The organism is Chryseobacterium oryctis (assembly GCF_025971925.1).
In the GTDB taxonomy this organism is placed as follows: domain Bacteria; phylum Bacteroidota; class Bacteroidia; order Flavobacteriales; family Weeksellaceae; genus Chryseobacterium; species Chryseobacterium oryctis.
The window spans coordinates 736,943-748,096 of the sequence record NZ_JAPDHV010000001.1; the positions used below are offsets into that span (position 1 = coordinate 736,943).

The 11,154-nt window shown below is 32.8% G+C and carries 11 protein-coding genes; 7 read left to right on the forward strand and 4 right to left on the reverse strand.

Annotated features, from left to right (window positions below; all coding sequences use genetic code 11):
* The first annotated feature begins 108 nt into the window (after window positions 1–108).
* From OH806_RS03490 to OH806_RS03515, 6 genes are all read left to right on the forward strand, one after another.
* On the forward strand, window positions 109–3,513 hold the full coding sequence (locus OH806_RS03490) for a T9SS type B sorting domain-containing protein (protein ID WP_264742271.1): 3,405 nt from the start codon (window positions 109–111) through the stop codon (window positions 3,511–3,513).
* Window positions 3,514–3,657: 144 nt separating this feature from the next.
* Window positions 3,658–4,446: a hypothetical protein gene (locus OH806_RS03495; protein WP_264742272.1), complete on the forward strand. Its 789-nt coding sequence runs from the start codon at window positions 3,658–3,660 to the stop codon at window positions 4,444–4,446.
* A 198-nt stretch (window positions 4,447–4,644) separates the two neighbouring features.
* Window positions 4,645–5,427 (forward strand): DUF6759 domain-containing protein, encoded by a 783-nt coding sequence (locus OH806_RS03500; RefSeq protein ID WP_264742273.1) that lies wholly within the window; start codon window positions 4,645–4,647, stop codon window positions 5,425–5,427.
* Window positions 5,428–5,525: 98 nt separating this feature from the next.
* Window positions 5,526–6,203: a tRNA (guanosine(46)-N7)-methyltransferase TrmB gene (gene trmB / locus OH806_RS03505; protein ID WP_264742274.1), complete on the forward strand. Its 678-nt coding sequence runs from the start codon at window positions 5,526–5,528 to the stop codon at window positions 6,201–6,203.
* A 95-nt stretch (window positions 6,204–6,298) separates the two neighbouring features.
* Window positions 6,299–6,928, forward strand: a complete 630-nt coding sequence (locus OH806_RS03510; RefSeq protein WP_264742275.1) for a DUF6759 domain-containing protein — start codon at window positions 6,299–6,301, stop codon at window positions 6,926–6,928.
* A gap of 29 nt (window positions 6,929–6,957) precedes the next feature.
* Complete coding sequence (locus tag OH806_RS03515; RefSeq protein ID WP_264742276.1) at window positions 6,958–7,416, forward strand: DUF6759 domain-containing protein; 459 nt, start codon at window positions 6,958–6,960, stop codon at window positions 7,414–7,416.
* A gap of 105 nt (window positions 7,417–7,521) precedes the next feature.
* Here OH806_RS03515 and rpsB read toward each other — a convergent pair whose 3' ends face one another.
* The 3 genes from rpsB to rplM all read right to left on the reverse strand — a co-directional run bounded on the left by rpsB (window position 7,522) and on the right by rplM (window position 9,314).
* Window positions 7,522–8,283 carry a 30S ribosomal protein S2 gene (gene rpsB / locus OH806_RS03520; protein WP_264742277.1) on the reverse strand — a complete coding sequence of 254 codons (762 nt, stop codon included), beginning with the start codon at window positions 8,281–8,283 and terminating at the stop codon, window positions 7,522–7,524.
* Between the two features lie 183 nt (window positions 8,284–8,466).
* Window positions 8,467–8,853 carry a 30S ribosomal protein S9 gene (gene rpsI, locus OH806_RS03525; RefSeq protein WP_027381189.1) on the reverse strand — a complete coding sequence of 129 codons (387 nt, stop codon included), beginning with the start codon at window positions 8,851–8,853 and terminating at the stop codon, window positions 8,467–8,469.
* A gap of 5 nt (window positions 8,854–8,858) precedes the next feature.
* Window positions 8,859–9,314, reverse strand: coding sequence for a 50S ribosomal protein L13 (rplM, locus tag OH806_RS03530; RefSeq protein ID WP_072961855.1), 456 nt, complete (start codon window positions 9,312–9,314; stop codon window positions 8,859–8,861).
* 349 nt (window positions 9,315–9,663) lie between these two features.
* Between rplM and OH806_RS03535 the strand changes: the two genes are divergently transcribed.
* A complete protein-coding gene (locus OH806_RS03535) occupies window positions 9,664–10,743 on the forward strand; it encodes a DUF3667 domain-containing protein (RefSeq protein ID WP_264742278.1) in 1,080 nt (359 codons plus the stop codon).
* Here the strand turns inward: OH806_RS03535 and OH806_RS03540 are convergent.
* Window positions 10,740–11,072, reverse strand: coding sequence for a hypothetical protein (locus OH806_RS03540; RefSeq protein ID WP_264742332.1), 333 nt, complete (start codon window positions 11,070–11,072; stop codon window positions 10,740–10,742). The genes OH806_RS03535 and OH806_RS03540 overlap by 4 nt on opposite strands.
* Between the last annotated feature and the right edge of the window lie 82 nt (window positions 11,073–11,154).

Sequence of the window (11,154 nt, forward strand, 5' to 3'; positions counted from 1 at the left end):
ATCAACAATAAGTATTTCAAAACCACGATTTTAAAATCGTGGTTTTTTATTATTTTTTCAACATCTTAATACTTTTTATTATTAAATTTGTGATAAATCAATCACTGAATGAAGAAATTTTTATCCTATTTCATTATATTATTCATTTTCTCTACCACGTATGCTCAATTAGATAGAGAGCATTGGTTTGCACCCATGGTTGATAGAACAGGTAATCCAAGCCCATTCCAAAAGATTTACCTATCAACCAATCGTACAACTCCATTCCCTGTAAGCATTTACAACAATAATGTTTTAATCGGAACAGTAAACATAAGCAAAGGAAGCCCTCAAAAATTCGATGTATTAAGAGATTATATCATCACAACCCAGCAATCAGATCTATTTACACCTTCCACAAAAGGATTATATGTAAAAGCAGAATTTCCGTTTTATGCTAATTTGAGATTCTCAGTATACAATCATGCTGAAATTATAACATCCAAAGGAATTCCTTCAACAGGTAAAAACTTTTTGGTTACTCACGCTCCTATTACGGTTATCAATCCTATACTCAACTTCATGACAAGTGTATTGGCAACTGAAGACAATACTACAGTTACCATATCAGGATACAAACCTACAGTACAGTTTTCTAACGGAACAACTGGTGCAACCAATCCTACTATGACATTTACCTTAAATAAAGGACAATCATATATCATAGATGGAATCGGAGATATCGCAGGAAATGCAGACGGATTTATAGGAGCTAAAATTACAGCAAACAAACCTGTAAACGTTACCAACGGAAATTTCAACGGGCAATACTCAGGTAATTTCCCATCAAGTTCTGATATATTAATGGATCAGGCTGTTCCTGTTGAAAGATTAGGAAATGAATTTGCCATTGTAAAAGGCAATGGAAGCATCGGGACCAATATGGAAGGTGCCATTGTTGTTGCAACTGAAGACAATACACAGATTTTGGTAAATAACGAAGTCACTCCTTTAGCAACATTAAATATTGGACAATATTATGTAATTCCTGATTCTAAATTTCAATTGCAGGGTACAAGCCATTATAATCTCTATATTAAAACATCTAAAAATGCCTATGTTTATCAGCTCCTTGCAGGTGCCAATTCTGGAGTAGGAAATGAAAATGCAACAGGAGGTTTCAACTTTATTCCGGCTTTAAATTGTTATCTTCCAAAACAGATTAATGAATTAGGACTAATCAATGAAAACTATGTTTTTTCAAACAACAACCCTTCCGGAATTTTAAATATTCCCACAAAATTAAATTTAATTACCGAAAAAGGAGCAACCGTAACCGTAAATGGAGCTGCTCCTCCCCCGACTTCTGGTCCATTTGATATGACCGGAACCAATAATTGGGTAACATACGGAATTCCGAACGTTACGGGAACAATCACTATAGTTTCTGACAAGGCAATCACAGCAGGAATTAATGCAGGAAGTGACGCAGTTGGTTATGGAGGTTTCTTTGCAGGATTCCCGACCCAACCTGTTATTCTAAAATCCGGAGGTGATTGTGTTCCTGGGATTGTACTTACAATAGATCCTATTATTTATAATACTTACCAATGGTATAGAAACGGCTCAATTATACCCGGAGCAACTTCTGCTTCATACATACCAACACAATCCGGGTATTATACCTGCTCAGTAACAATGGGAAGTTGTGCGCCTTTAATTACAGAACAGTTTAAAGTTTTAAACTGTATGAAACAAAGCACCGCAGCTTATGACATCTGTGTTGATAAAATAATTACTCCAACTTTTACCAGCTCTACACAAACCCCAGTTCCTTCCACTGTCACTATCACAACTCCTCCAAATTTAGGTACAGCTGTAATCAATCCTACAACAGGAGTGATCACTTACACAGCTACCAATCCCGGAGTAGCAGGAACGGATACTTTCACTTATACTTTCTGTGGAAACGATCCTGATTTTACAGATTGTGAAACAGTAACGGTAACAATCAACATTCTGGCTATTGCAGTACAAAATGCCACATTAACAGCCTGTAATATAAACGGACAGGGTACTTTCAATTTAACAACAGCAGATATTACAACGACTACACCAGTAACTATTACCTACTATCCTACTCTGATAGATGCTCAAAACGAAAATCCTGCCGCTTTAATAACAACTCCAACTACCTACACTGCACCAAACGGAACAATTGTATATGCTGTGATAAAAAATAGTTTGGGATGTAAGGTTATCGCTCAAATTACACTTAATTTATTCAATCTTGCTATTGTGACTCAAAACTATAATGGTGTTTTTTGTGATGACAATTTAGACGGGACTGTTACTGTAAATCTATCAAATATTACTCCGATTGTTCTGAACAATCCTACCTATTTTACAAATGTTAGATATTATGCAAATTTAGCAGATGCTAACGCAGGAAATGCAAACACTCTTCCAAACAACTGGAACTATACCGCAACAACTACAATATACATTAGGGTAGATTCACCTGACGGTTGCCCTCCTGTTATACAACCTTTGACATTCAGTATTGGAGCTAAATTACCATTAATAAAAAATTCTGTAATAGCATCTGTCTGTGATGATGACCTAGATGGCATAAAATCAGTTGATTTGGCTCAGTTTATTTCTCAATTTACCAATGATCCTTCTGTTACTTATAGCTTTTTTGGTACGCTGGCGAATGCTCAGAACAACGTTTCACCAATTACCAATCCAGTAAATATCGCAGGGGTTCAAACAATTTATATAAGATTTGAAAAACCTAATGCATGTCCTGAGGTTGGCTCTATTAGTATTAATATAAAAACTCCAAAAAAATCAGATATTTTAATTGATAAAATTATTTGTCCGAAAGCAACAACAACACTTGATGCTGGACCTAATTTTGAAACATATTTATGGAGCACAGGAGCTACAACTTCCTCAATTTCTAATGTTCCTGTTGGGAATTATTGGGTAGACCTTACTTTCAATGGTTGCGTTTACAGACAATATGTAAATGTTACAGAATCTCCTTTACCAGTAATTACTTCAATTGACATTGACGGTACAACCGTTACCATTGGTGTAAGCGGAGGACAGCCTCCTTACGAATATTCCTTGGATGGAGGAAGCTGGCAGAGTACAAATGTATTTTATAACGTCCAAAGAGGACCTCATACAATACAAGTAAGAGACTCTCAAAAATGCGAAATTGTAGAAAAACCATTTACAATTATTAATCTTATTAACACTATCACACCTAACGGAGACGGGCATAATGATACAATCAATTATTCAGGATTAATGACAAAAGACAATGTAGAGTTCAGAATTTTTGACAGATACGGAGCTGAAGTCTTCAGAGGAAACCCTACAAATAGATTTATTTGGGACGGGAATATGAAAGACAGACCTGTAAACACTGCCACCTATTGGTACTTCATTAGTTGGACAGAATTTGGAGCCCTTACAAAAGTAAAATACACAAGCTGGTTATTGGTAAAGAATAGAGATTAATAATATTTCATCGATTTTAATAATGAATTGAATTCTTATAACATTCATTAACAGTTTGACAAAAAAGTTTAATATAATTTTAACCTCTTTTCACTAATTAAATAGGTATAAATTCATTGATTTCTACGTAATTTTGCCTATTATATGAAGAAACTTATTACTCTATTGTTATTAGCTTTTCTTGCAAAAGTTAATGCACAAATATATTCCGGAGAGGTATTTCTAAGGGACAATTCTGTTTTATATCTTAATCAGATATACGTTACAAATCTTAATACTCAAAAAACGGTTCTTAGTGATTATAACGGAGTTTTTAATCTTCAGGCAGAACCCGGTGATATCATTCGTTTTACATCTATTGTAACTGAAAGAAAGAATATAAAACTTACCCCAAAAATGTTTGAAACACGAAGTTTTATAGAACTGAAAATTGCTTATCATGATATTCAGGAAGTCGTTATTAGCAGATTCAAACCAACCGGAAATCTAAGATATGACGTAAACTCTATAAGAAAAGAAGACAAAGGATTAGCAATTAAAAAAGTAATTGGTCTCCCTGAGCCAAAAGGTGATGGAAATCCGCCAGAACTTCCAGTTGCAGGACTTCGAGACGGAGGTCTTACCTTTAGTTTAGAAAGCATTTATGATATTCTTTCCGGTGAGAGAAAGAAAAAGCAGCGTTATATTGCTTATGAAAAAATGAATAGTTCCATCACCCAAATCAAAAATTATTTAGGAAAAGATTATTTTAAATCCTTTAAAATCCCTGAAAACCTGATAGACAACTTCCTTCAGTTTGTTTACAGTTCCGAAAATATAGAACCATACATTAATTCCGGTAACTTTGAAGCGGTAAAAATTCCTATAGAAAAATATTTACCAATTTATCAGAAAAGATTGAAAAACTCTCATCTTCAGGAAATTATCAAATAAAGGAATTAAATAATAAAATAAAGAATGTGTATCATAAATATTTATGGTGCACATTTTGCTTAAATATTGGAAATATGCTTAATTTTAGCTGATACTAATATTTAAAATAAAAATAACCGTTTATCGTTAGAACTTTAAGCATTAATAACCTAAACACAAATTAAGAAAAAAAATCATCCTTAATTTAAATTAGTGTGAATGAAAAAAATACTTCTACTCTTTAGTGCAGTCTTATTTATAAATCTTTCTGCTCAGCAAAGGGGGAAAGATTATAGTAATATTCTAAAAAGCAAAAGTATTTATGAAATAAATGCTTTTTTAAGAGATGCACATCCTGATGACCCACGAAGATCTGTCCTAAAACCCCGAGTGATGGATATGATGAAGGAGTATATCAAAAATGCACCTCCCAACGACTCAAAAGTAAAACAAATGCAAGAATGGCTCGCATTGTTGAAAAGAAGACCTTCTACAAAAATTACTTTTGATGAAATGAATGCCAACATCAAACAAAAACAAATTGCAAAATATCAGAGAGAATTGCAGGTAGGTCAGTCTGCAATTGTTTACACACCTAGTGCTCCTCAAAATGTTTATGTTGCCACTCCGGCTGTCACTAAGACCGTAGCCGCGATTCCGGATACAGAAGCGTCAGAATTCAATATGCTAATGGGAGGAAATGAAATTGAACACAAAAACAAAACAGTAAAAATTTTAAATTCCTTATTTGATAATGATCCCAATGCCAAAGAATGTATCGTAATGATCGAGAACAAATCTGATTGCAACATTATTGTAAGAATGGAAGGTATAGGAACAACAAAATACAGGCTTCCGGTACCCGCACACGGTGACAATTCTATTGTGATACAAAAAGGAGATTATCTATTTACAAGTATTGTTTGTGGCGCACAATATGCTTCTCAGAAAACAATCCAGAAACCTCTTATCGTTGCTTTAGGAAGCTCTGCAAAGAAGTAACAACTCTTTCAATGTAATTTATATCATGCTGTTTTTAGGGTTAAAAGCAGTAAAAATTGCTCTATTTTCGCTATTTTTGCACGATTTCATTATTTAACATGGGCAAAAATAAATTAGCAAGATTTGCAGAAAACAAAATATTACCAAATGTAATACAACCAACAAGAGATGAAGCTTTAAATGGCTTTGAACTTAAGGGAAATTGGAGAAAAGATTTTTTTAAAAATGAAAACCCTATTGTTCTAGAGCTAGGTTGTGGAAAAGGAGAATATTCAGTGGGATTGGCAAAAACTTTCCCTGAAAAAAACTTTATAGGTATTGACATCAAAGGAGCCAGATTTTGGTTTGGAGCAAAAGAAGCTGTTGAAAACGGAATGAATAATGTTGCTTTTCTAAGATCTCAAATTGAACTTGTTGATTACTTTTTTGGCGAAAATGAAGTTGATGAAATCTGGATCACCTTCCCTGATCCTCAAATTAAATTCAAACGTACTAAGCATAGACTTACCCACCCTGATTTTTTAAACAGATATAAAAAATTTTTGAAACCAGGCGGAATTATACACCTAAAAACCGATTCTGAATTCTTACACGGTTATACTTTAGGTTTCTTACAGGGTGCAGGATATGAAATCATTACAGCCCATCACGATATTTATGGTGCTCTGGAATACGACCCAAATACTCCCCATTTAAGAGACATCAGAACATATTACGAAGAATTATTTTCAGCAAAAGGAAAGACAATAACTTACATCAAATTTAGAATCAATTAATTTTTAAATAAAAAAACACATAAAATATATTTATAATGTGTAAATATTATAAATAAAATCAATAGATATAAATTATATCTAAAAAAGAACACACAATGAAAAAGCCAAGTCTGATTATTTCGTTATTTTTTATAACGTTATCAAGTATGTCTTATGGTCAAAAAAAATTTAAGAACATCCTTAAAAGTACCAATATTGCAGAAATTGAGGCGTTTCTAAAAACAGCGCATCCAGAAGATCCTAAAAGAAGTGTATTAAAACCCAAACTAATTGCTCTAAAAAATCAGGCATGGACAAAAGGAGCCAAAAATGCCAAACCCATGGAAGCTCGTCCTGTCATTACAGATATCCCGAATAGTGTAATGAGAAACTCAAAAGATGCGGAGGAGTTTAAACGTTTAATAACAGAAAACTCTCAGGAACATAAGGAAAAAACAGTGAAACTGCTGAATACAATGTTCAATGAAGATGTTAGCAGTAAAGAAGCAATACTTTTATGTAAAAACAATTCAGATTGTAATATTATTATAAGAATTCAGGGCAAAGATTTTTATAATTTAGCCGTTCCTGCACATGATGAAAATTTCATTGTTATAAAAAAGGGAGAATACACTCTTACGAGCAATGTTTGCGACTTGGTATACAGTTCTAAAAAAGAAATAAAAAAAGGGGTATTTATAACCTTAGACAATCCTGTAGAAAAAAAGACTTCATCTAAAAAGTAAGGCTTAAATTTGCATTTTAAAAGTTACACATGAAAAAAGTAATAAATTTTTCCGGAATCATCCTATCATTACTCTCTTTAAGCAGTTGTAGCATTAATTATAACTCTAATTACCCTGCCAGAAATCAATATCCAAGAACCAGTACAAGTACAACAGGTAACAATTCTATGTCTCAGACCGAAAGAGAATATCAGACTCTTATTAAGACATATAAATCTGAAACTGCCGAAGTTTTAACTGATTTATTAAATGACTCTTCAGACAGCCCAAAAACATCGATTACAGTAGAAAACAACTCAAGATGTAATATGGTTCTTACTATTAGCGGAAATAATTATTTCAAAAAAATTCCGATTGGCGCAGGTAAAATAGGTTCTGCAATGGTAATGAAAAATCAAAATTACAACCTTTCAGGAATGCTTTGTAACTCTGTTTATCAGAAAACAAAATACATTACATCATCGTATAATGTTACACTTTCTAACTAGAAAAAATTTAAAATAATAAATACAAACCACAACCTTTAAGTATAAATAAAAAATCCGCTAAACTTTTTGTTTAGCGGATTTTTCTATAGTAAAGAAAACCTTTAATTATTCAACATCGAAATCAGCATCTTTATCAGCAGATACTTTTTCTCCTTCTTCTTTAGATTTTTCTTTATCAGCTTTTCTTTGAGACTGACCTTCTTTGATAGATTCAGCAACTACGCTTAAAATCATATCAATAGACTTAGAAGCATCATCGTTTCCTGGGATAACGAAGTCAACTTTTCTAGGGTCAGAGTTTGTATCAACAATACCGAAAACTGGAATACCTAATTTCTTAGCTTCAGTTACAGCGATGTGTTCTCTCATGATATCTACAACGAAGATTGCAGAAGGAAGACGAACCATGTCAGCGATAGAACCTAAGTTTTTCTCTAAGTTAGCTCTTTGTCTGTCTACCTGTAATCTTTCTTTTTTAGATAAAGTTTCGAACGTACCATCTTTTTTCATTTTGTCGATGGAGTTCATTTTTTTAACAGCCTTTCTGATAGTAACAAAGTTTGTTAACATACCACCTGGCCATCTTTCTGTAATATAAGGCATATTAAGTTCAGAAGCGTGTTTAGCAACAACTTCTTTCGCTTGCTTTTTAGTAGCTACGAAAAGAACTTTTTTACCTGCAGAAGTTAATTTTTCTAAAGCGTTACAAGCTTCGTCTAATTTAACTGCTGTTTTATGTAAGTCTACAATGTGAATACCATTTTTCTCCATAAAAATGTATGGAGCCATATTTGGGTTCCACTTTCTCGTCATGTGACCGAAGTGTACACCAGCCTCTAGAAGGTCTTTTACATTTGCTTTTGCCATGTTTTCTGTTTTTGTTAGTTTACTTTCCGTCTTTTAAACAATCAACAACTTCTTTAGATGGGAGAAGCGTTTGGATGCTAAACGTAACGGGCAATTTTTTTGTTTTGATAAATAGATTTTAGATAAAAGATAACCGATTGAAAAAAATCCCAAATCTGAAATCCTGTATCTGAAGTCTGAAAATTAACGTTTTGAGAATTGGAATCTCTTTCTTGCTTTTTTCTGACCTGGCTTCTTTCTTTCCACCATTCTTGCGTCTCTTGTAAGTAAACCAGCTGGTTTCAAAGCTAATCTGAATTCAGCATTGATTTCGCATAAAGCTCTTGAAATACCTAATCTGATAGCTTCTGCCTGACCTGTATTTCCACCACCGAATACGTTTACGGTAACGTCATACTGACCAACAGTTTCAGAAAGGATAAATGGTTGGTTTAATTTGTAAACCATTACATCTGTAGAGAAGTATTCTTTAGCATCTTTACCGTTTACAGTAATATTACCAGCACCTGGTTTTACATAAACTCTTGCTACAGAAGTTTTTCTTCTTCCGATTTTGTGAACTGTAGACATATTAATTATTTAAATTCGTTAACATTAATTGTTTTAGGCTGTTGAGCTTCATGTTTGTGCTCAGTTCCTTCATATAAGTAAAGGTTCTTTAATAAAGCAGCTCCAAGTCTGTTTTTAGGCAACATACCTTTTACAGATTTTTCTAATACTTTTAAAGAATCTTTCTTCTGAAGTTCAGCCGCAGTCATAGACTTTTGACCTCCAGGATAACCTGTATGCCAGATATAAGTCTTGTCGTTCCACTTATTTCCAGAAAGAGTAACTTTCCCAGCGTTCAAAACGATTACGTTATCACCACAATCTACGTGAGGTGTGTAATTAGTTTTGTGCTTACCTCTCAAAATCTTTGCAACCGTAGAAGCTAATCTACCTAACGGTTGTCCTTCAGCGTCTACCACAACCCATTCTTTATTAGCAGTAGCTTTGTTCGCTGAAACAGTTTTGTAACTTAATGTATTCACACGTTTTAGTTAAAGATTAAACATAATTTACCCCTAAAAGGGTGTGCAAAGGTACAAATTATTTTTAGAATGCAAAAACATATTTCATTTAAAGTGGAGAATACCCCTGCAATACTTATTAAATAGATTTTAACTATCTCTTTCATTCTTGGCATAAATATTGTTAAGTGTCTTCAAGATGAATCAATTATTTGATTAGAAGATTCTAAAAACACACATGAAAAAAATAAAGAGTTTAGTTCCCTAAGCTCTTATTTTATTATCAACATAGCATATTCTATCAAAAAATTACTGTTTGAGTTATTTTATTTTACGAAATAATTATATTTGCTCAAAAAGCTAAACAACTATGAGCCACGGTAATTTAAGAGAAGAAAAAGATTGTCTTAATTGCGGACATTTTGTAGAAGAAAAATTCTGTCCACATTGCGGACAAGAAAATATTCAAACAAGACAACCCTTCCATTATTTATTCTCACACTTTATTGAGGATTTCACACATTATGATGGGCAATTCTGGGGAACAATAAAAAAACTACTTTTCAAGCCTGGACAACTTACCACAACTTATTTAGAAGGTAAAAGACAAAAGTTTGTTCCTCCTGTAAAGCTTTATATCTTCATAAGTTTTATCACATTCTTTTTACCTAATTTACTTCCTAGTTCAAACGACAAAGATGCGGGACAAATCGATCAAACAAGTCTTGCAAAAGAGCAAAGCAATCAAATAATAAAACCGATAGAGGAACTTCAAAAAGCAGGGACATTATCTGAAAATACTGTACAGACAGTAAAAAAGGAATTAAATATAGAAAAAGATTCTCTAGCTAAAGAAACAGAAAGCAGAACAACCAGTCGCAATAAAGGTATATCAATTGATGTTGCAAATTTGGAAGAACTTGATTCTATAACTAGACTTCCTGAAAACAGAAAGATTCTATTTTTAAAACCAGCTTTAAAAAAGTATGTAGAGCTTAAAAACAAAGGCTTATCAAATACCGAAATCTTAAAAAAGACAGAAGAAACAATTATTCACACCTTGCCTAAAGCAATTTTTGTATACTTACCTGTTTTTGCCTTCTTTTTATGGTTATTTCACGATAAGAAAAAATGGTGGTATTTCGATCATGGAATATTCACTCTCCATTATTTTTCATTTCTTTTACTCTCTACCCTAATATTTACTATAATTAATCGAATTTATTCCTTCTTACCAGATTATTTTATATTCAATGCCGTTTACACACTCACAACGATAGCATTATTTATTTATACTTCACTCTATTTTTTTAAAGCACATCGCAAAACCTATGGCACTAAAAAAAGTGTAAGTATTATCAACGGAATCCTATTGTTTATCGTAAACTTCATAGGATTGATATCTATGTTGCTAATATTAGTATATATCAGTATTATAATGCTACATTAATTTCGTAAAGATTTTGTCCCTCGGAAACTTGCAATTAAATAGTAAGCAACAAACACCGTTGAAAACTTTAATATAGAAGGAATTGCTAGTTCAAGGTTAAACAATAAAGTCCCGACCAAAACAAAAAGTCCCATTACTACAAAAGAAATCCCCAGCTTTTGTGGCAATGAAAAATTAGGAGTATCTAAATAATAAGCTATTCCCCAAGCTCCACCAAAAGCCAAAGCATAAAATACATCAAGACCCAGATTTTCCGAACTATAAAAGAAGTAATTAATTAAAAAACTCAAAACGGATCCTAAAACAAAATATATCAAAGCTTTCTTCATACTTATTAAATATAATGCAAAAGTAGAGATTTTAGTTATCATTTTTACCTCAGTATTTATTCAATTGACAAGTGTTTAATTC